We start from the raw sequence: 21,305 nt of genomic DNA on the forward strand, positions 1-21,305 counted from the left end.
TCAATAAAAGAACGCCATTATTTGAGCGTTGCTGGAAGTTTGACAGCATAAATTTTTGGGCTTAGATTCAAACTCAGTGAGCCATTTCCTGCCCCCTCTCGTGCTCACGCCAACTATAAAAAACGTGCTGCGTTTTTCTTCTGCTTTATAACTTCAAGACCTACGCCTTACCCACTTGTACCTCTGCGCTTGCGGGCCGTTTTGTCCTCGGTCAGTGCAAGGGCGAGCACTTGCCTATTGATTTTCATCCGCCGCGTGTGTGGGAGATATCATCGTGCATGCTAATCGACTTTCGTTATTGCCCCGGATCGCCGGGTACGGTGTATTGGCTTTCATGGGCTGGTTGCTGTTTTCGACATTGTTCATGCCGTTATTGTCGTCATCGGCAACCCGGGCCATTCTCAATGCACCGGTCATTCTGCTGACCACGCCCATCGATGGCGTGGTGCGTACCTTGAACATTCAGCCAGGCACCACGTTCACCACGGGCCAGGATATCGCAACCATCGAGAACCCCCGGGCGGAACAGGAAACGCTGCTGGGCTTGCAGACACGCCGGCTCACCTTGCAGCAGCAATTGGCGGCCATGGCCAGCCAGGCCGAACACGACCGCAAGTACTACAACGCACTGGAGATCACCAGCCAGCAGTACCAGGATGCCTATGAGGTGCGCAAGCGCTACGCGCAGAAGGCCCTGAAGGCTGAGAGCGGGGCTGCTGGCGCACGCCTTGCCGATGCCCGGGAAACACTGGCACGTAACCTTGAGCTGTTTCGCCAAGGCGCGGTGAGCGAGGCCGTCGTGGCCAGTTCCCGGGCGCAACTGGCCTCGTTGCAGGCCGATGCCGAGACCATTCGCTCGCGGGTGCACATCAACGATGGTGATCTTAACGCGGCCAAGGACCAGGTGTACCTGGACCCCGAGCAATTGCGCATGTTCGACCTCAAGTCGCAGATGACCACGCTGAAACTTAGCCTGGATAATCTGGAGCGCAACCGGGTAACCCTCGAAGAGGAACTTTCCCACCTCGACCAGTTGATAGAAAGTGAGCAAAACCGGGTGCAGATGATGGCGGCTTATAATGTGGTGGCGTATGCATCCGGCACCGTGCAAGAGTTGATCGCCCCGCAAGGCACGCAAGTACGGGCGGGTGCAACGCTATTGCGCGCTACCAATTGCAGTCAAAGTTATGTTATTGCGGTATTTCCGGAGCGAATGGCCAGCCGGATCGACCGGGATAGCGAACTGCAAGTATCTATCCGCGGTGTCGCGCAACCGCTGAAAGCCAAAGTCGTGCAGTTGCTGTCCAGCCCGACCGATGTACAAAGCAGCAATTACAGTGTGCCGTTTCCTTATGCCGAGCAGAACTCGGTCTATGTGGTAGGTACGTTCGACAACAACTTGCCGGCCGATGAACGCCTGTTGACCTGCAACCCTGGCAACTGGGTGACCGCGACGGTATCGCGATGAACGGCTGGGTGCTTTTTGCCGGTGTGCTCGGGCTGGTGCTGGGCAGCCAGGCCATGGCCCTGGAGCCTCGGGCCCGCCTGCAGCACATGACCTGCGCAGGCATCGGGCAGGCGGTGGCGGCTCAAGGCCAAGGGCCGTTGCTGCTGGCCAGCTATCCGCAGCAACCGGGGCGGCCTGCCGTGCCTGGCGTGCTGCAAGGCGTGGCATTCACCTACGACAACGCGTTGGCCAGCATCGCCTTATTTGCCTGCGGCAATGCGCCAGCTGCCCGACAAATTGCCGACGCTTTGGCGTATGCCATCGATCACGACCCTGAGTACCGCGATGGCCGGGTGCGCAATGCCTACGCCGCTGGCCCGCTGCAGGCCGCGCCTGTGCGGCTGCCGGGCTACTGGAGCGATGAGCGTGCTGCATGGAGCCAGGATGCGTACCAGGTGGGCAGTGCGACCGGTAATCAGGCGTGGGCAGCGCTGGCGTTGCTGGAGGCTTATCGGCACAGCGGTGAAGCGCGTTATTTGCAGGCGAGCAGAAAGGTGCTCGACTGGGCCCGGCGCACCACCTTCGACAAGGGGCCACCGGCAGGCTTCAACGGAGGCATTTACGGGTTCGCCGCTGCCCCGCAGGTGCAAACCTGGAAGTCCACTGAGCATAACGTCGATCTGGCGGCAGCCTGGGCCTCGTTGGCGCGGCTGGACAACGATAGCGAAGCTGGCCGGCAGGCGCGCATCGCCCGCGGCTTCGTCGAGGCCCACTGGGATGCCGGCCAAGGCCGGTTCCTGATCGGTACCTTGCCCGATGGCCGAACACCGCAGACGCAGCAGTCGGGCCTGGATGCGCAGATCTGGCCGCTGATTGCCATTGCCGACGCACCGCAGCAGTGGCTGCAGGCACTGACGTTCGTGGAGCGGGCCCATGGTTTCGCTCAGGGCTATGGCTTCAAGCAGGACCCTGACGGTATCTGGACCGAAGGCACGGCGCAGGTGGCGGCCGTTGCCAGCCTTCGCGGCCTGGCGCCCCTGGCGCAGCCATTGTGGCCGTTGTTGCTGGCGCAACAGGCTGGCGATGGCTGGCTGTACGCCACCCCGGAGGCACAGGTCAGTACGGGGCTGAGCGTGGGGCCGGACTCGACCCATGACGATTTCCTGTACTTCCACCTGCCCCATTTGGGCGCCACGGCATGGGCGGCGATCGCTGCCACCGGCGTCAACCCTTTCACTGGCGATTACAAGGCCCACTGACATGCAAGCACTGGACTCGACACAACTGCTGCAAATCAACCTGTGGACGCTGGCCATCGTGGTCCTGCTGAGTTGCATGGCCCACCGCGAGCAATGGCTGGCGCGCCTGCTGTTCGGCGCGCTGACCGCGGCACTGCTGGTCAGGTACGTGGCCTGGCGCTTCGCCGACACCTTGCCTGACAGCCGCGCGGGGTTCGCCACGGTATGGGCTTATGGCTTCCTGTTCTTCGAGTTGTTGGGCATTGCCTATACCTTGTTTTCGATCGTGGTGATGTGCCGGCGCAGCGATCACCGCCACGCCGCGGACGCTGGCGAGCAGCGCTTGCGCGCGATGGGGGCCGAGGCGCCGGCGGTCGATGTGTTCATCTGCACCTACAACGAAGGGCTCGAGGTTCTGGAGAAGACCATCATTGCCGTGCAGGCCATTGACTACCCCAACTTCACCCTCTGGGTGCTGGATGACACGCGGCGGGACTGGCTGCGCGACTACTGCGCGAGCATGGGGGTGCGTTACACGCGGCGCGATGACAACCTGCACGCCAAGGCGGGCAACCTGAACAACGGCCTGCGCCAGTCGGCAGCCAGTACCAACGCGCCGTACATACTGGTGCTGGATGCAGACTTCGCCCCGCAGCGGCCGATTCTGCTGCGGACCTTGGGGCTGTTCCAGGACCCTGAGGTCGGGTTGGTGCAGACCCCGCAGTTCTACTACAACCCGGACCCTATCCAGCATAACCTGGGGTCGGCAAACAGCTGGGTGGATGAGCAACGGGTATTCTTCGATGTGTTCCAGCCTGCCAAGGATGCCTGGAACGCAGCGTTCTGCGTGGGCACTTCGTTCGTGGTGCGGCGTGATCTGGTCGAGCGCATGGGTGGTTTTCCCACGGGGTCGGTCTGTGAGGACATCTACACGTCCTACCGCCTGATGCAGATGGGCTACATCACCCGCTGGCTGAACGAGCGTTTGTCCATCGGGCTGTCTGCCGAGGGCCTGACCGAGTACATCAACCAGCGCGGCCGCTGGTGCCTGGGGACGATCCAGGTGGCCTTGCTGCGCCAGGGGCCGCTGTTCGGTCGCGGCTATGGCCTGAACGATCGCCTGCATTACCTGCACGGCCTGCTGCATTGGTGCTCCAAGCCTTTCATCCTGATGATGCTGGTGTCGCCGGTGCTGTATTGGTATTTCGGCATTGCCGGTTTCTATGCAACGCCGGCAGCGTTTCTGGCCTTCGGCATGCCGGCGCTGATCGCCTATTGGGGTTACAGCACCTGGGTGACCGGGCGGCGTTCACTGCCGATCTTCACCGAGGTGACGCAGATCGTTTGCGCATTGGCGGTGACCGCGACCCTGATCAGTGCTGCGATTCGCCCGTTCGGGCGGCCTTTTAAGGTGACGGCCAAAGGCCTGGACCGCTCCCAGACCCAGGTGCACTGGAAGCTGTTCGGGTTTTTCCTGGCCTTGAGTGTGTTGGCGCAGGTCGGCGCAATCACGGCGATCAGCACTGCCAGCCGACTGGACGGCAACATGGTGTTCAACCTGAGCTGGACGGTGCTGGTGCTGCTGTACAACCTGGCGACACTGGTGGCCTGCGTTGATCGGCCACGGCTACACGGCGAGGAGCGCTTTCCGTTTGCTCGGCCCACCCAGCTGCGCCTGGGCGCCGGTACGCTGGGTGGGCAACTGGTCGATATCTCGATCAGCGGGGCGGCGTTCGAAGGCGCCATGGCCGGCGAGGTGCCGTGCGGCAGGCGTGGCCAGGTATGGGTGGACAAGGTGGGCTGGCTGGGGGCAGAGGTGGTACGCCGGGATGGCAGCCAACGGCTGGGGCTGCGCTTCGTGGCGGTGCATGAGGCGCAGCGGCGCGCGCTGATCACCAGGTTGTTCAGCCAGGCCAATCCCAATGTGGCCAGCACGGCGCAACCCGCCACTGCGTTCTTCACCTTGCTGCGACGGGCGCTGCTGGGCGAAGGCGACTGGCGCCTGCGGCTGGTGCGCCGGCCGCGGCAGGCGCCCATCGCCAGCGCGCGGGTGGCTGTGAAGCGCCGCAGCGCCCAGCCGGCCGCCCTGCAGGCTTCCAGCGGCCCTCTCGGCGTGCTGGCTCAACTGCGTGCCTTGATGAACAGCGTTTGGTGAGGGAAGGGCCCATGACTAGACCCCTGCAGTGTGTGATGTTGGCCGCTCAACTGTCTTTGGCCGGCTGTTCGCTCGAGCCTGCCTACGAGACACCGGCGTCCCCCATGGACACCGGCTGGCCGGATAGCGTCGAGGCGGGCTGCTGTGATCCGCGAAACGCTTTCGACCCGGATTGGCGAGCGTTCGTCAGTGACAGCCGCTTGCGCCGGTTGATCGAGTTAGCCCTGGTCGACAACCGTGACTTGCAGCAAGCCGCAGCCAGCGTGGCGCAGGCCAGGGCAGGCTATCAGGGCGCCGCGGCAGCGCTGTACCCCAGCCTGGGCGTCGACACCTATGCCGGGCGCGCAAAGTTGCCGGCGCTGGAGCAAACCCCCGGGGGCGGCTCCAGCGCCGGCAGTGTGGCCAACACCTTCCAGGCCACCGTGGGGTTCACGGCCTATGAGCTGGACTTCTTCGGCCGGGCACGAAGCCAGGCCCATGCGGCCGAGGCGCGCTTTCATGCCACGCTGGCCGACTACCAGGCTGCACGCATGGCCTTGATCGGCGAAGTGACCGGGACCTGGCTGACGCTCAAGGCCAATCAGAGCTTGCTTGGGCTGGCAGAGCGCACATTCGAATCCCAGCAGCATTACGGGCAAATGCTGCGTTCCAGTTTCAACCTGGGTTCGACCGCACGCATCGATGTCCACCAAGCCGATGCCATCACCAACACTGCTGCCGTGCAAGTCAGTACCTACCGGATGCAAGTGGCGCAGAACCTCAATGCTTTGCGGGTGCTGGTAGGGCAAACGGTACCGGCCGGGCTGTTGCCGGAGGGCCAGCTTGGGGCGCAGATGGCGACAGCCGATGTACCCGCCGGGGTGCCTTCAAGCCTGCTTGAGCGGCGGCCCGATATCCGGGCGGCGCAGGCTCAGCTGCGCGCTGCCAATGCAGAAATCGGCAGTGCGCGGGCCGCCTATTTCCCCAGCTTTTCGTTGACAGGCGCGCTGGGTAGCCTGAGTGGGGACTTTTCGCGGCTGCTGACAAGCCCGGCTCAGTTCTGGAACCTGGCGGCGCTCGGTTCGCTGACATTGCTCGATGCCGGCCAGCGCAGGGCAGGGGTGGATGCCACTTGGGCCCAATACGACCAGCGTGTGGCTGCTTACGAGCAGACCGTGCTCAACGCCTTCCGTGAAGCGGCCAATGCGTTGAATGCGCGGCAGGAGATGCTGCCGCAGGTCGCGGCCCAGCGGCAGCTGGTCGAGGACTATGAACAAGCCTACCGGCAGTCGCGGCTGCGTTTCGAGGCAGGTCTGGACAGCTACTTCTCGACCATGGACGCCCAGCGCTCGCTGTTCGGTGCGCAGCAGCGTTGGCTGGAGCTGGAGCTGGCGCGCGAGATCAACCAGGTTAACCTGTTCAAGGCGCTCGGGGGTGGCTGGTCACCAGGGCCGACGGCAATCGTGGGCAGTGCTGCGCAAGTCGCACGCTAGTTGGCCTGGGTGGCTGATGCGTATCGCCGGGGGAGGGCATGAGCCAGCCCTTGGGCCGCGCGACACCAGGCGTGCGCGCGGCCCAAGGGCTGGCCGGGGGGCTGAAGCGTTACCCGATCAAGCCTTACTTGCGGTCGCCGAGGGCAACGATGTCGCGCTTCTGCTCGCCGGTGTACAGCTGGCGCGGACGGCCGATCTTGTACGGGCTGGAGAGCATTTCCTTCCAGTGCGAAATCCAGCCCACGGTACGTGCCAGGGCGAAGATCACGGTGAACATGCTGGTTGGAATGCCGATCGCCTTGAGGATGATCCCCGAGTAGAAGTCGACGTTCGGGTACAGCGAGCGCTCGATGAAGTACGGATCGGTCAGTGCGATCTCTTCCAGGCGCATGGCCAGTTCCAGCTGCGGGTCGTTCTTGATGCCCAGCTCGCGCAGTACTTCATCGCAGGTCTGTTTCATCACGGTGGCGCGCGGGTCACGGTTCTTGTAGACGCGGTGACCGAAGCCCATCAGCTTGAACGGGTCGTTCTTGTCCTTGGCCTTGGCGATGAAGGTGTCGATGTTCGAGACATCGCCGATTTCATCGAGCATGGTCAGTACGGCTTCGTTCGCACCGCCGTGCGCCGGGCCCCACAGGGCAGCGATGCCCGCGGCGATACAGGCGAACGGGTTGGCACCCGACGAGCCGGCCAGGCGCACGGTGGAGGTGGAGGCGTTCTGCTCATGGTCGGCATGGAGGATGAAGATCCGGTCCATTGCCTTGGCCAGTACCGGGCTGATCGGTTTGATCTCGCACGGGGTGTTGAACATCATGTGCAGGAAGTTTTCCGCGTACGACAGGTCGTTGCGCGGGTACATCATCGGCTGGCCCATGGAGTACTTGTAAACCATCGCCGCCAGGGTCGGCATCTTCGCGACCAGGCGCACCGCGGAGATTTCGCGGTGTTGCGGGTTATTGATGTCCAGGGAGTCGTGGTAGAACGCCGACAGGGCACCGACCACACCGCACATAACCGCCATCGGGTGGGCGTCGCGGCGGAAACCGTTGAAGAACGACTTCAGCTGCTCGTGAACCATGGTGTGGTTTTTCACGGTGCTGACGAACTGCGCCTTCTGCTCGGCATTCGGCAGTTCGCCGTTGAGCAGCAGGTAGCAGGTTTCGAGGTAGTCGGATTGCTCGGCGAGCTGTTCGATCGGGTAGCCGCGGTGCAGCAGGATCCCTTTGTCGCCGTCAATGTAGGTGATCTTCGACTCGCACGAGGCGGTCGCCATGAAACCAGGGTCGAAGGTGAAGTGACCAGTGGCCCCTAACCCGCGGACGTCGATTACATCAGGACCAACGGTGCCGGTTAAAATGGGCAGCTCGACGGGGGCAGCGCCCTCGATGACCAACTGCGCTTTTTTGTCAGCCATGTGGCCTCCTATTAATGCTTGAAATCATCAGACAGACCCCCCACGCAGGGCCCGCACCACTATAGAGGGATAAATTCAGATGTCAATTTGCCTAAAGGCTTGTTGAATCAGGCATTCAAGCCTGATTTTTCCCGAAATTCTCGCCCATTTACGCCTTTTGCTCATTAAAGGCAATGCGCTATTTGGGCTACCCCGTCACGTTGTCATAAGCAGCCTAACTGTCTATACTCGGCACCCGACCGCCAGGGGCTTGCAAGCCCGAACTGCTGGGGGTCGCCGTTCCCTGGGTGGTGGGTACCTGACCAGTACACTTACCAACAACTTTGCCCTGATTCGCTAGGGGCTCTTCAGTGTGAAAAAAGCCGTGAAAAGCCAACGACCTGTAAACCTAGACCTAAGGACCATCAAGCTCCCTGTCACTGCGTACACGTCCATCCTGCACCGTATCTCCGGCGTCATCCTGTTCATCGGCCTTGCCATCATGCTTTATGCACTGGGCAAATCGCTGGGTTCCGAGGAAGGCTTCGGCGAGGTGAAGGCGTGTCTGACCAGCCCGCTGGCCAAGTTCGTGACCTGGGGGCTGTTGTCTGCCCTGCTTTATCACCTCGTGGCAGGTGTTCGTCACCTGATCATGGACATGGGCATCGGCGAGACGCTGGAAGGCGGCAAGCTGGGCTCGAAAATCGTGATCGTCATCTCCGTGGTGCTGATCGTTCTGGTGGGAGTTTGGGTATGGTAACCAATGTCACGAACCTGTCGCGTTCGGGCCTCTATGACTGGATGGCGCAGCGCGTATCTGCGGTCGTTCTCGCGGCTTATTTCATCTTCCTGATCGGCTACGTGGTCGCCCACCCAGGCATCGACTACACCCAGTGGCATGGTCTGTTCTCCAACAACGCGATGCGAATCTTCAGCTTGCTGGCCCTCGTTGCCCTCGGCGCTCACGCCTGGGTCGGCATGTGGACCATTGCTACCGACTACCTGACGCCTATGTCGTTCGGCAAGTCGGCAACTGCGATTCGTTTCCTGTTCCAGGCGGTATGCGGCGTTGCGATGTTCGCTTACTTCGTCTGGGGTGTGCAGATTCTCTGGGGTATCTGATTCATGGCTAGCATTCCAACCATTTCTTTCGACGCCATCATCATCGGTGGCGGCGGCGCCGGCATGCGCGCTGCGCTGCAACTGGCTCAAGGCGGCCACAAGACTGCCGTAGTCACCAAGGTCTTCCCGACCCGTTCGCACACTGTATCCGCCCAGGGTGGCATCACCTGCGCCATCGCTTCGGCCGACCCGAACGACGACTGGCGCTGGCACATGTACGATACCGTCAAGGGTTCCGACTACATCGGTGACCAGGACGCTATCGAATACATGTGTCAGGAAGGCCCGGCTGCCGTGTTCGAGCTGGACCACATGGGCCTGCCGTTCTCGCGTACCGAGACCGGCCGTATCTACCAGCGCCCGTTCGGTGGCCAGTCCAAGGACTTCGGTAAAGGTGGCCAGGCCGCCCGCACCTGCGCGGCGTCCGACCGTACCGGTCATGCGCTGCTGCACACCCTGTACCAGGGTAACCTGAAGGCCGGCACCACCTTCCTCAACGAGTACTACGCCGTTGACCTGGTGAAAAACAAGGAAGGCGCTTTCGTTGGTGTGATCGCGATCTGCATCGAAACCGGCGAAACCATGTACATCAAGTCCAAGGCTACCGTGTTGGCCACTGGCGGTGCCGGTCGTATCTACGCCTCCACCACCAACGCCCTGATCAACACCGGTGACGGTATCGGCATGGCCCTGCGTGCAGGCGTTCCGGTGCAGGACATCGAAATGTGGCAGTTCCACCCGACCGGCATCGCCGGCGCCGGTGTACTGGTCACCGAAGGTTGCCGTGGTGAGGGTGGCTACCTGATCAACGCCCACGGCGAGCGCTTCATGGAGCGTTACGCGCCGAACGCCAAAGACCTGGCCGGCCGCGACGTGGTCGCCCGTTCCATGGTCAAGGAAATCATCGCCGGCAACGGCGTGGGCCCGAACAAGGACCACGTGCTGCTGAAGCTGGACCACCTGGGCGAAGAAGTGCTGCACAGCCGCCTGCCAGGTATCTGCGAGCTGTCCAAGACCTTCGCCCACGTCGACCCGGTTGTCGCGCCGGTGCCGGTGGTTCCGACCTGCCACTACATGATGGGTGGTGTTGCCACCAACATTCATGGCCAGGCCATCACCATGGACGAAGAAGGCAAGGATCACATCATCCCTGGCCTGTTCGCCGTAGGTGAAGTTGCGTGCGTATCGGTACACGGTGCCAACCGCCTGGGCGGCAACTCGCTGCTCGACCTGGTGGTATTCGGCCGTGCTGCCGGCCTGCACCTGGAGAAGGCACTGAGCGACGGTATCGAGCACCTCGACGCCAGCGACACCGATATCGATGTTGCCCTGAACCGCCTGAACAAGCTCAACGAGCGTACTTCCGGTGAAGACGTAGCCAGCCTGAAGCGCGAGCTGCAGAGCTGCATGCAGAACTACTTCGGTGTGTTCCGTACCGGCGAATACATGCAGAAGGGTATCGAGCAACTGGCCGGCCTGCGTGAGCGCATCGCCAACGTCAAGATCAACGACAAGTCCCAGGCCTTCAACACCGCGCGTATCGAAGCGCTGGAGCTGCAGAACCTGCTGGAAGTCGCCGAAGCTACCGCCATCGCGGCCGAAGCCCGTAAAGAGTCCCGTGGCGCTCACGCCCGTGAAGACTTCGAAGACCGTGACGACGAAAACTGGCTGTGCCACACCCTGTACTACCCGGGTGAGAAGCGCGTTGCCAAGCGTGGCGTCAACTTTGCGCCGAAGACTGTTCCAGCCTTCGAACCAAAAGTCCGGACTTACTAAGGGTGGCTGCTATGTTGAAAGTCGAAGTTTATCGTTACAACCCGGATACCGATTCGGCGCCAAAAATGGAGTCGTTCGACGTCGATACCGGCGGCAAGGACTTGATGGTGCTGGACGTACTGGCCCTGATCAAGGAAAAGGACGAAGGTTTCTCGTACCGTCGTTCCTGCCGTGAAGGCGTGTGCGGTTCCGATGGCATGAACATGAACGGCAAGAACGGCCTGGCCTGCATCACCCCGCTGTCGGCGGTGGTCAAGGGCAACAAGCTGGTTCTGCGCCCTCTGCCAGGCCTGCCGGTCATTCGTGACCTGGTGGTCGACATGAGCATCTTCTACAAGCAGTACGAGAAGGTGAAGCCGTTCCTGCAGAACGACACGCCGGCCCCGGCCATCGAGCGCCTGCAGTCGCCGGAAGACCGCGAAAAGCTGGACGGCCTGTACGAGTGCATCCTGTGCGCTTGCTGCTCGACTTCCTGCCCGTCGTTCTGGTGGAACCCGGACAAGTTCCTGGGCCCGGCCGCGCTGCTGCAGGCCTACCGTTTCCTGGCCGACAGCCGCGACACCAAGACTCAGGAGCGCCTGGCGTCCCTGGATGACCCGTTCAGCGTATTCCGCTGCCGCGGGATCATGAACTGCGTGAACGTTTGCCCGAAAGGTCTCAACCCGACCAAGGCAATCGGCCACGTACGTAACATGCTGCTGCAAAGCGGCACCTGATACACAGTGTTGTACCTGCAGTAAGCCGAGGTGCGGGCGGTGAGCCCGCACTGAGGTAAAACCCGAGCAAGGGCCCAAAAAGCCCGCGCTCATTACCTATGAAGATATGAGACCAGCAGGGGCTTTCCGGGCTGGTACCCGGAAAATCAGCAGGATCCAGGTGGCGTGGTTCAGTCGCTGTTTTCGGACTTTTCCAGGTTTGCTTCGGCTCTCGCCGATCAGTCCCCTAATCGAGGGTGACCAAGCATGCAAGAAAGCGTGATGCAGCGCATGTGGGATAGCGCCCACCTTTCAGGTGGTAACGCTGCATATGTGGAAGAGCTCTACGAGCTCTACCTGCACGACCCTAACGCTGTGCCAGAAGAGTGGCGCACTTACTTCCAGAAGTTGCCAGCCGACGGCAGCACCGCTACTGATGTATCGCACTCGACAATCCGCGACCATTTCGTACTGCTGGCAAAGAACCAGCGCCGCGCCCAACCGGTATCTGCCGGGAGCGTGAGCAGTGAACACGAGAAGAAGCAGGTTGAAGTTCTGCGACTGATCCAGGCCTATCGTATGCGCGGCCATCAGGCTGCCAAGCTCGACCCGTTGGGGTTGTGGCAGCGCCCTGCGCCCGTAGACCTGTCGATCAATCACTACGGCTTGACCAATGCCGATCTTGATACGACCTTCCGTGCCGGCGACCTGTTCATCGGCAAAGAGGAGGCGAGCCTACGCGACATCCTGGATGCACTCCAGAAGACATATTGTCGCACCATTGGCGCCGAGTTCACCCACATCGTCGATTCCGAGCAGCGCAGCTGGTTCCAGCAGCGCCTGGAAAGCGTGCGCGGCCGTCCGGAATACTCCGCTGACGTGCAGGCCCACCTGCTCGAGCGCGTTACCGCCGGTGAAGGCCTGGAAAAATACCTGGGCACCAAGTACCCAGGCACCAAGCGCTTCGGCCTGGAAGGTGGCGAGAGCCTGATCCCGATGCTGGACGAAATGATCCAGCGTTCCGGCTCCTACGGCACCAAGGAAGTCGTCATCGGCATGGCCCACCGTGGCCGTCTGAACGTGCTGGTGAACACCTTCGGCAAGAGCCCGCGCGAGCTGTTCGACGAGTTCGAAGGCAAGAAGATGAACGAGCTGGGCTCCGGTGACGTGAAATATCACCAGGGCTTCTCCTCGAACGTGATGACCTCCGGTGGCGAAGTGCACCTGGCCATGGCGTTCAACCCGTCCCACCTGGAAATCGTTTCGCCGGTGGTCGAGGGTTCGGTGCGCGCCCGTCAGGACCGCCGCAACGACACCGTTGGCGACAAGGTGCTGCCGATCTCGATCCACGGCGACGCTGCATTCGCCGGCCAGGGTGTGGTCATGGAAACCTTCCAGATGTCGCAGACCCGCGGTTTCAAGACCGGCGGCACCGTGCACATCGTGATCAACAACCAGGTTGGTTTCACCATCAGCAACCCGCTGGACGCGCGCTCCACCGAGTACGCCACCGACGTGGCCAAGATGATCCAGGCGCCGATCCTGCACGTGAACGGCGATGACCCGGAAGCAGTGCTGTTCGTCACCCAGCTGGCCATCGACTACCGCATGCAGTTCAAGCGTGACGTGGTCATCGACCTGGTCTGCTACCGCCGTCGCGGCCACAACGAGGCCGACGAGCCGAGCGGCACCCAGCCGCTGATGTACCAGCAGATCACCAAGCAGCGTACCACCCGCGAGCTGTACGCCGAGTCGCTGATCCAGGCTGGCCGTATCGATGCCGAGCGTGCCCAGGCGAAGATCGACGAGTACCGCAACGCGCTGGACAACGGTCTGCACGTGGTGAAAAGCCTGGTCAAGGAGCCGAACCGCGAGCTGTTCGTCGACTGGCGCCCCTACCTGGGCCATGCCTGGACTGCGCGTCACGACACCCGCTTCGACCTCAAGACCTTGCAGGACCTGTCGGCCAAGCTGCTGGAAATCCCGGAAGGCTTCGTCGTCCAGCGCCAGGTGGCGAAGATCTACGAAGACCGCCAGAAGATGCAGGCCGGTGGCTTGCCGATCAACTGGGGCTATGCAGAAACCATGGCCTACGCCACCCTGCAGTTCGAAGGTCACCCGATCCGCATGACCGGCCAGGACATCGGCCGTGGCACCTTCTCGCACCGCCATGCAGTGCTGCACAACCAGAAGGATGCCGGCACCTACGTACCGCTTAAGAACCTGTTCCCGGGCCAGCCGATGTTCGAGCTGTACGACTCCTTCCTGTCGGAAGAAGCCGTGCTGGCCTTCGAGTATGGCTACTCGACCACCACGCCGAACGCGCTGGTGATCTGGGAAGCCCAGTTCGGCGACTTCGCCAACGGTGCGCAAGTGGTCATCGACCAGTTCATCACCAGCGGCGAGCACAAGTGGGGTCGCCTGTGCGGCCTGACCATGCTGCTGCCGCACGGCTATGAAGGGCAGGGCCCGGAGCACTCCTCCGCGCGCCTGGAGCGTTACCTGCAGCTGTGTGCCGAGCACAACATCCAGGTCTGCGTGCCAACCACGCCGGCGCAGATCTACCACCTGCTGCGTCGTCAGGTCATTCGCCCGCTGCGCAAGCCGCTGATCGTGCTGACACCGAAGTCGCTGCTGCGTCACAAGCTGGCCGTTTCGACCCTGGAAGACCTGGCAGAAGGCTCGTTCCAGACCGTGATCCCGGAAATCGACAACCTCGATCCGGCCAAGGTCGAACGCCTGGTCCTGTGCGGCGGCAAGGTCTACTACGACCTGCTGGAGAAACGCCGTGCCGAGGGCCGCGAAGACATCGCCATCGTGCGTATCGAGCAGTTGTATCCGTTCCCGGAGGATGACCTGGTCGAAATCCTGGCGCCGTACACCAACCTCAAGCATGCCGTGTGGTGTCAGGAAGAGCCGATGAACCAGGGTGCCTGGTACAGCAGCCAGCACCACATGCGCCGTATCCTGGGCCGCCACAACAAGGCGCTGGTCCTGGAATACGCCGGCCGCGACGCTTCCGCCGCGCCAGCTTGTGGTTACGCTTCGAAGCACGCCGAACAGCAGGAAAAACTGCTGCAAGACGCCTTCACTGTCTAACGCCTTCGCGCACCTGAAACCGAATTTAAGGAAATACAGATAATGGCTATCGAGATCAAAGCCCCAACCTTCCCGGAATCGGTTGCCGATGGCACCGTTGCCACCTGGCACAAGAAGCCGGGCGAAGCCGTCAAGCGTGACGAGCTGATCGTCGACATCGAGACCGACAAGGTCGTCCTGGAAGTGCTGGCTACCGCTGACGGCGTGCTGGGCGACATCGTCAAGGGCGAGGGCGACACCGTCCTGTCCGACGAGGTGCTGGGTTCGATCGTTGAAGGCGGCGCTGCTGCCGCACCTGCCGCCGCCGCTGCACCTGCCGCTGCACCCGCTGCGGCAGCTGCCGATGCTGGCGAAGACGACCCGGTCGCCGCCCCGGCTGCGCGCAAGCTGGCCGAAGAAAACGGCATCGACCTGGCCAGCGTTGCCGGTACCGGCAAAGGTGGTCGCGTCACCAAGGAAGACGTGGTTGCAGCGGTTGCCAACAAGAAGTCTGCACCTGCCGCTGCGCCGGCTGCAAAGCCTGCTGCCGCTGCTGCTGCCCCGGTGGTCACCGCTGCTGGCGACCGCACCGAGAAGCGCGTCCCGATGACCCGCCTGCGTGCCAAGATCGCCGAGCGCCTGGTAGAAGCCCAGTCGAGCATGGCCATGCTGACCACCTTCAACGAAGTGGACATGACCGAAGTCATGGCCCTGCGTTCGAAGTACAAGGACCTGTTCGAGAAGACCCACAACGGCGTGCGCCTGGGCTTCATGTCGTTCTTCGTCAAGGCTGCCACCGAGGCGCTGAAGCGCTTCCCGGCGGTCAACGCCTCGATCGACGGCAACGACATCGTCTACCACGGCTATGCCGACGTCGGCGTCGCGGTGTCCAGCGACCGTGGCCTGGTGGTACCGGTACTGCGTAACGCCGAATCGATGAGCCTGGCCGAAATCGAAAACGGCATCGCCACCTTCGGCAAGAAGGCCCGTGACGGCAAGCTGTCGATCGAAGAGATGACCGGTGGCACCTTCACCATCACCAACGGCGGTACTTTCGGTTCGATGATGTCGACCCCGATCGTCAACCCGCCGCAGGCCGCGATCCTCGGCATGCACAACATCATCCAGCGCCCGATGGCCGTTAACGGTCAAGTGGTGATTCGCCCGATGATGTATCTGGCGCTGTCCTACGATCACCGCCTGATCGATGGCAAGGAAGCGGTAACCTTCCTGGTCACCATCAAGAACCTGCTGGAAGATCCGTCTCGCCTGCTGCTGGACATCTAATCGCGCGGCTGTAAGCTGCGAGCGGCAAGCTTCAAGTCGAAGCCTGTCTGTCTCGCAGCTTGCAGCTTGCTGCTTGAAGCTCAAAAGGAATCTTTTATGACCCAGAAATTCGACGTAGTGGTAATCGGTGCAGGTCCTGGCGGTTATGTCGCTGCCATCAAGGCCGCACAACTCGGTCTGAAGACTGCCTGCATCGAGAAGTACACCGACGCCGAGGGCAAGCTGGCCCTGGGCGGCACCTGCCTGAACGTCGGTTGCATTCCTTCCAAGGCCCTGCTGGACAGCTCCTGGAAGTACAAGGAAGCCAAAGAAAGCTTCAACGTGCATGGCATCTCCACCGGTGAAGTGAAGATGGACGTTGCCGCGATGGTTGGCCGCAAGGCTGGCATCGTCAAGAACCTGACCGGTGGCGTGGCCACCCTGTTCAAGGCCAACGGTGTTACTTCGATCCAGGGCCACGGCAAGCTGCTGGCGGGCAAAAAGGTCGAAGTCACCAAGGCTGACGGCACCACCGAAGTGATCGAAGCCGAGAACGTGATCCTGGCCTCCGGCTCGCGCCCCATCGACATTCCGCCAGCGCCTGTCGACCAGAACGTCATCGTCGACTCCACCGGCGCCCTGGAATTCCAGGCCGTACCCAAGCGCCTGGGCGTGATCGGTGCTGGCGTCATCGGCCTGGAGCTGGGCTCGGTATGGGCTCGCCTGGGTGCTGAAGTCACCGTGCTGGAAGCCCTGGACACCTTCCTGATGGCTGCCGACACTGCCGTGTCGAAAGAAGCCCAGAAGACCCTGACCAAACAAGGCCTGGACATCAAGCTGGGCGCGCGCGTCACCGGCTCGAAAGTCAACGGCGACGAAGTCGAAGTCACCTACACCAACGCCGAAGGCGAGCAGAAGATCACCTTCGACAAGCTGATCGTTGCGGTCGGCCGCCGTCCGGTGACCACCGACCTGCTGGCTTCCGACAGCGGCGTGACCATCGACGAGCGTGGCTACATTTACGTCGACGACCACTGCGCGACCAGCGTGCCGGGCGTCTATGCCATTGGTGACGTGGTGCGTGGCCTGATGCTGGCGCACAAGGCCTCGGAAGAGGGCATCATGGTGGTTGAGCGCATCAAGGGCCACAAGGCCCAGATGAACTACGACCTGATCCCTTCGGTGATCTACACCCACCCGGAAATCGCGTGGGTCGGCAAGACCGAACAATCCTTGAAGGCCGAGGGTGTTGAGGTTAACGTAGGCACCTTCCCGTTCGCGGCCAGCGGCCGTGCGATGGCGGCCAACGACACCGGTGGTTTCGTCAAGGTCATCGCCGACGCCAAGACCGACCGCGTGCTGGGTGTACACGTGATTGGCCCATCGGCTGCCGAACTGGTGCAGCAGGGCGCAATCGCAATGGAATTCGGCACCAGTGCCGAGGACCTGGGCATGATGGTCTTCAGCCATCCAACCCTGTCCGAAGCGCTGCATGAAGCAGCGCTGGCTGTGAATGGCGGCGCCATTCACGTGGCCAACCGTAAGAAGCGTTAATCATAAGAAACCACGGCGGGCAGCCCGTCGTGAGTCTTGCGTGCATGACTCACCGCGGAACGTCCGCCGGACCGGATCACATGGGACAACCCGGGGTCAACGGTCACAGGTGGCGCGGCGCCAGTAATGGCGCAGCGCCGAAGCGCAGTACCTAACGAAGACGGTAAAAAGCATGAATCTTCACGAGTATCAGGGTAAGCAGCTGTTCGCTGAGTACGGCCTGCCAGTTTCCAAGGGTTTCGCAGTCGATACCCCTGAGCAAGCTGCAGAAGCCTGCGACAAGATCGGCGGGAACGAGTGGGTAGTCAAAGCCCAGGTTCACGCGGGTGGTCGCGGTAAAGCGGGCGGCGTCAAGCTGGTTCGCAGCAAGGAAGACGCCAAGGCGTTCGCTGCACAGTGGTTGGGCAAGAATCTGGTTACCTACCAGACCGATGCCAACGGTCAACCCGTCTCCAAGATTCTGGTCGAATCCTGCACTGACATCGCCAAAGAGCTGTACCTGGGCGCTGTAGTCGATCGTTCGAGCCGCCGCATCGTGTTCATGGCCTCCACCGAAGGTGGCGTGGACATCGAGAAAGTCGCTCACGAAACGCCTGAGAAAATCCTCAAGGCCACCATCGACCCACTGGTCGGCGCACAGCCATTCCAGGGTCGCGAGCTGGCATTCCAGCTGGGCCTGGAAGGCAAGCAAGTTCAACAGTTCGCCAAGATCTTCGTAGGCCTGGCCAAGCTGTTCAAGGATCACGACCTGGCGCTGCTGGAAGTGAACCCGCTGGTGATCAAGGCCGATGGCGACCTGCACTGCCTCGATGCCAAGATCAACATCGACGCCAACGCCATGTACCGTCAGCCCAAGCTGAAAACCTTCCACGACCCGTCGCAGGACGACGCCCGTGAAGCCCACGCTGCCAAGTTCGAACTGAACTACGTTGCCCTCGAAGGCAACATCGGCTGCATGGTCAACGGTGCCGGCCTGGCCATGGGTACCATGGACATCGTCAACCTGCACGGCGGCAAGCCGGCCAACTTCCTCGACGTTGGCGGCGGTGCTACCAAAGAGCGCGTTACCGAAGCGTTCAAGATCATTCTGTCCGACAGCAATGTCGCGGCCGTTCTGGTCAACATCTTCGGCGGCATCGTTCGCTGCGACATGATTGCCGAAGGCATCATCGGTGCAGTGAAAGAAGTCGGCGTCAAGGTTCCGGTCGTCGTTCGCCTTGAAGGCAACAACGCCGAACTGGGCGCTAAAGTACTGGCAGAAAGCGGTTTGAACATCATTGCGGCAACCAGCCTGACCGACGCTGCTCAACAAGTTGTCAAAGCTGCGGAGGGCAAGTAATGAGCGTCCTGATCAATAAAGACACCAAAGTCATCTGCCAGGGCTTCACCGGCTCGCAGGGTACTTTCCACTCCGAACAGGCCATCGCCTACGGCACCAAGATGGTCGGCGGCGTAACCCCAGGCAAGGGTGGCACCACCCACCTGGGCCTGCCGGTGTTCAACACCGTCAAGGAAGCCGTGGAAGCTACCGGCGCTGATGCTTCGGTCATCTACGTACCGGCTCCTTTCTGCAAGGACTCGATCCTGGAAGCAGCCTTCGGCGGCATCAAGCTGATCGTCTGCATCACCGAAGGCATTCCGACCCTGGACATGCTGGATGCCAAGGTCAAGTGCGACGAGCTGGGCGTGACCCTGATCGGCCCTAACTGCCCAGGTGTCATCACCCCGGGCGAGTGCAAGATCGGCATCATGCCAGGCCACATCCACCTGCCAGGCAAGGTCGGTATCGTGTCGCGCTCCGGCACCCTGACCTACGAAGCTGTGAAGCAGACCACCGACGCCGGCTTCGGCCAGTCGACCTGTGTCGGTATCGGTGGTGACCCGATCCCGGGCTCCAACTTCATCGATATCCTGAAGCTGTTCCAGGAAGACCCGAAGACCGAAGCGATCGTCATGATCGGCGAGATCGGCGGTTCGGCTGAAGAAGAAGCAGCGGCCTACATCAAGGCCCACGTGACCAAGCCTGTCGTTTCCTACATCGCTGGTGTTACCGCACCTGCCGGCAAGCGCATGGGCCACGCTGGCGCCATCATTTCTGGCGGCAAAGGCACTGCAGACGAGAAGTTTGCAGCCCTGCAGGACGCGGGTGTGAAAACCGTGCGTTCCCTGGCCGACATAGGCAAGGCCCTGGCCGAGCTGACCGGTTGGGAAGCCAAGAAGTAATACCGCTACACCCCCCACGCGCACAGAGGCCACCTTCGGGTGGCCTTTGTCGTTTGTGGGGTTCTGTATTCCTGTGCCGAACTCTTCGCGGGCTTGCCCGCTCCCACAGGGATCACCACATTCAGAACCTGTGGTGATCCCTGTGGGAGCGGGCAAGCCCGCGAAGAGGCCAGAACAGGCACTGTAGATTTTTCGATGGGTTTGATAGGAATTTTCACACAGACGCAGCGTTTAAACCGAGAATAATTCCTTCTGTCTTCGGTCGCACAGACGACAAACATGTACGCACATCGGACAAGCAGCACTGTTCCAGTGCGTTTGACTGACAAAACGGTTACATTACGCGCTCACTCTGTGCCCGTACCCCAAAAGGGAACGACACGCTAAACGGGTCTGGCCTATCAAGCCGGGCAGCATTTCCCCTCATCCAAAGGGAAATCCCCTCTCGAATCCCGATTTCAGCAGTGTGGTACTACCTTAAAATGAAAGTTCTCAAAGGCCAGGATATCCTGGCGCTTGGCTTTATGACGTTTGCGCTTTTTGTGGGTGCAGGCAACATCATCTTCCCGCCTATCGTCGGCCTGCAGTCCGGCCCCCATGTGTGGATGGCGGCGCTGGGCTTCCTGGTCACGGCCGTAGGCCTGCCGGTCATCACCGTGGTCGCCCTGGCCAAGGTCGGTGGTGGCATGGATGCCCTGAGCAGCCCGATCGGCAAATTCTTCGGCGGCTTGCTGGCGGCTGTCTGCTACCTGTCGGTCGGCCCACTGTTCGCTACCCCGCGTACGGCGACCGTTTCGTTCGAAGTGGGTGTTGCTCCGCTGACCGGGGAAAGCCCGCTGGCGCTGTTCATCTACAGCCTGGTGTATTTCGCTGTGGTGCTGGCCGTGTCGATGTACCCCGGCAAGTTGCTCGATACCGTGGGCCGCTTCCTGGCGCCGCTGAAGATCATCGCCCTGGCCGTACTGGGCATTGCCGCCTTTGCCCTGCCGGCAGGGGGCATGGGTGACGCGCAGCCGGCTTATGCGGCAGCGGCCTTCTCCAAAGGCTTCTCCGATGGCTACCTGACCATGGATACCCTGGGGGCCCTGGTGTTCGGTATCGTCATCGTCAACGCCATCCGCTCGCGCGGTGTCGAGTCGCCGAAGCTGATTACCCGTTATGCCATCATCGCCGGCCTGATCGCCGGTGTCGGCCTGGCCCTGGTCTACATCAGCCTGTTCCGTCTGGGCGCCACCAGCCACGATATCGCGGCAGATGCCACCAATGGCGCGGCCGTTCTGCATGCCTACGTACAGCACACCTTCGGTTCGTTGGGCAGCGGCTTCCTTGCGGTGCTGATCGCGCTGGCCTGCCTGGTGACTGCGGTGGGCCTGACCTGCGCATGCGCCGAGTACTTCAGCCAGATCCTGCCGCTGTCGTACCGCGCCCTGGTGGTGATCCTGGCTGGCTTCTCGCTGTTGATTTCCAACCTTGGCCTGACCAAGTTGATCATGTTCTCGATCCCGGTACTTACCGCCATCTACCCGCCCTGCATCGTGGTAGTCGGCCTGAGTTTCGTGAAAGACCTGTGGCATTCGCCGACCCGTATCTTGGCGCCGGTCATGCTGGTGTCGCTGGTGTTCGGCATGGTCGATGCGATCAAGGGCAGCAGCCTTGCCCATATGCTCCCGGACTTCATGGCGCACCTGCCGTTGAGCGATGCCGGCATGGCCTGGCTGGTGCCATCGGTGGTGACCCTGATGGGCGCCGTCGCCTGCGACCGCATGCTGGGCAAGCCGCGCGAAGCGCTGGCCTGACGCGCCGGGCCAAGCCTTGGGGGCGGCACCGGCCACAAGCCGAAGGGTGCCCGCCCAAGGTGCAAGCTGCAGAGCCCCGTATCGGCAACG

At 61.8% G+C, this 21,305-nt stretch carries 15 protein-coding genes; 14 read left to right on the forward strand and 1 reads right to left on the reverse strand.

The annotated features are described in order from the left end of the window. Positions 1-274 precede the first annotated feature (274 nt). From AACG97_RS09430 to AACG97_RS09445, 4 genes are read left to right on the forward strand one after another with little or no spacing between them, the layout of a single operon-like run. Positions 275-1,468 carry an HlyD family secretion protein gene (locus tag AACG97_RS09430; protein WP_225785725.1) on the forward strand — a complete coding sequence of 398 codons (1,194 nt, stop codon included), beginning with the start codon at positions 275-277 and terminating at the stop codon, positions 1,466-1,468. Further along, positions 1,465-2,706, forward strand: a complete 1,242-nt coding sequence (locus tag AACG97_RS09435) for a hypothetical protein (RefSeq protein ID WP_197885446.1) — start codon at positions 1,465-1,467, stop codon at positions 2,704-2,706. The genes AACG97_RS09430 and AACG97_RS09435 overlap by 4 nt, the downstream gene beginning before the upstream one ends. 1 nt (position 2,707) lies before the next feature. Beyond that, on the forward strand, positions 2,708-4,840 hold the full coding sequence (locus AACG97_RS09440; RefSeq protein WP_225785724.1) for a glycosyltransferase family 2 protein: 2,133 nt from the start codon (positions 2,708-2,710) through the stop codon (positions 4,838-4,840). An 11-nt stretch (positions 4,841-4,851) separates the two neighbouring features. Beyond that, positions 4,852-6,312: an efflux transporter outer membrane subunit gene (locus tag AACG97_RS09445; RefSeq protein WP_225785723.1), complete on the forward strand. Its 1,461-nt coding sequence runs from the start codon at positions 4,852-4,854 to the stop codon at positions 6,310-6,312. Between the two features lie 124 nt (positions 6,313-6,436). Here the strand turns inward: AACG97_RS09445 and gltA are convergent, their stop codons facing one another. Then, positions 6,437-7,726 carry a citrate synthase gene (gltA, locus tag AACG97_RS09450; RefSeq protein ID WP_029886714.1) on the reverse strand — a complete coding sequence of 430 codons (1,290 nt, stop codon included), beginning with the start codon at positions 7,724-7,726 and terminating at the stop codon, positions 6,437-6,439. 352 nt (positions 7,727-8,078) lie between these two features. Here gltA and sdhC point away from each other — a divergent pair, with 352 nt between their 5' ends. The 10 genes from sdhC to brnQ all read left to right on the forward strand — a co-directional run bounded on the left by sdhC (position 8,079) and on the right by brnQ (position 21,215). Further along, positions 8,079-8,465, forward strand: a complete 387-nt coding sequence (sdhC, locus tag AACG97_RS09455) for a succinate dehydrogenase, cytochrome b556 subunit (RefSeq protein WP_008091902.1) — start codon at positions 8,079-8,081, stop codon at positions 8,463-8,465. After that, a complete protein-coding gene (gene sdhD / locus AACG97_RS09460; RefSeq protein WP_008091903.1) occupies positions 8,459-8,827 on the forward strand; it encodes a succinate dehydrogenase, hydrophobic membrane anchor protein in 369 nt (122 codons plus the stop codon). The genes sdhC and sdhD overlap by 7 nt, the downstream gene beginning before the upstream one ends. Before the next feature lie 3 nt (positions 8,828-8,830). Beyond that, positions 8,831-10,603 carry a succinate dehydrogenase flavoprotein subunit gene (gene sdhA, locus AACG97_RS09465; protein WP_009684709.1) on the forward strand — a complete coding sequence of 591 codons (1,773 nt, stop codon included), beginning with the start codon at positions 8,831-8,833 and terminating at the stop codon, positions 10,601-10,603. Between the two features lie 11 nt (positions 10,604-10,614). Further along, on the forward strand, positions 10,615-11,319 hold the full coding sequence (locus AACG97_RS09470) for a succinate dehydrogenase iron-sulfur subunit (RefSeq protein ID WP_009684708.1): 705 nt from the start codon (positions 10,615-10,617) through the stop codon (positions 11,317-11,319). Between the two features lie 246 nt (positions 11,320-11,565). Further along, positions 11,566-14,397 (forward strand): 2-oxoglutarate dehydrogenase E1 component, encoded by a 2,832-nt coding sequence (locus AACG97_RS09475; RefSeq protein ID WP_029886713.1) that lies wholly within the window; start codon positions 11,566-11,568, stop codon positions 14,395-14,397. A 42-nt stretch (positions 14,398-14,439) separates the two neighbouring features. Further along, entirely contained in the window at positions 14,440-15,663 is a 1,224-nt protein-coding gene (odhB, locus tag AACG97_RS09480) for a 2-oxoglutarate dehydrogenase complex dihydrolipoyllysine-residue succinyltransferase (protein WP_054881175.1), read from the forward strand. A 96-nt stretch (positions 15,664-15,759) separates the two neighbouring features. Beyond that, on the forward strand, positions 15,760-17,196 hold the full coding sequence (gene lpdA, locus AACG97_RS09485; RefSeq protein ID WP_009684703.1) for a dihydrolipoyl dehydrogenase: 1,437 nt from the start codon (positions 15,760-15,762) through the stop codon (positions 17,194-17,196). Between the two features lie 172 nt (positions 17,197-17,368). Beyond that, positions 17,369-18,535: an ADP-forming succinate--CoA ligase subunit beta gene (gene sucC / locus AACG97_RS09490; protein ID WP_003254205.1), complete on the forward strand. Its 1,167-nt coding sequence runs from the start codon at positions 17,369-17,371 to the stop codon at positions 18,533-18,535. After that, positions 18,535-19,419, forward strand: coding sequence for a succinate--CoA ligase subunit alpha (gene sucD / locus AACG97_RS09495; RefSeq protein WP_003254203.1), 885 nt, complete (start codon positions 18,535-18,537; stop codon positions 19,417-19,419). The genes sucC and sucD overlap by 1 nt, the downstream gene beginning before the upstream one ends. 482 nt (positions 19,420-19,901) lie before the next feature. Further along, the gene (gene brnQ / locus AACG97_RS09500) at positions 19,902-21,215 is read left to right on the forward strand and encodes a branched-chain amino acid transport system II carrier protein (protein ID WP_054911494.1); all 1,314 of its coding nucleotides are present in this window, start codon (positions 19,902-19,904) and stop codon (positions 21,213-21,215) included. The last annotated feature ends 90 nt before the right edge of the window (positions 21,216-21,305 follow it).

Origin of the sequence: Pseudomonas sp. Nvir (assembly GCF_963778085.1) — a bacterium.
Classification (GTDB): Bacteria; Pseudomonadota; Gammaproteobacteria; order Pseudomonadales; family Pseudomonadaceae; genus Aquipseudomonas; species Aquipseudomonas juntendi.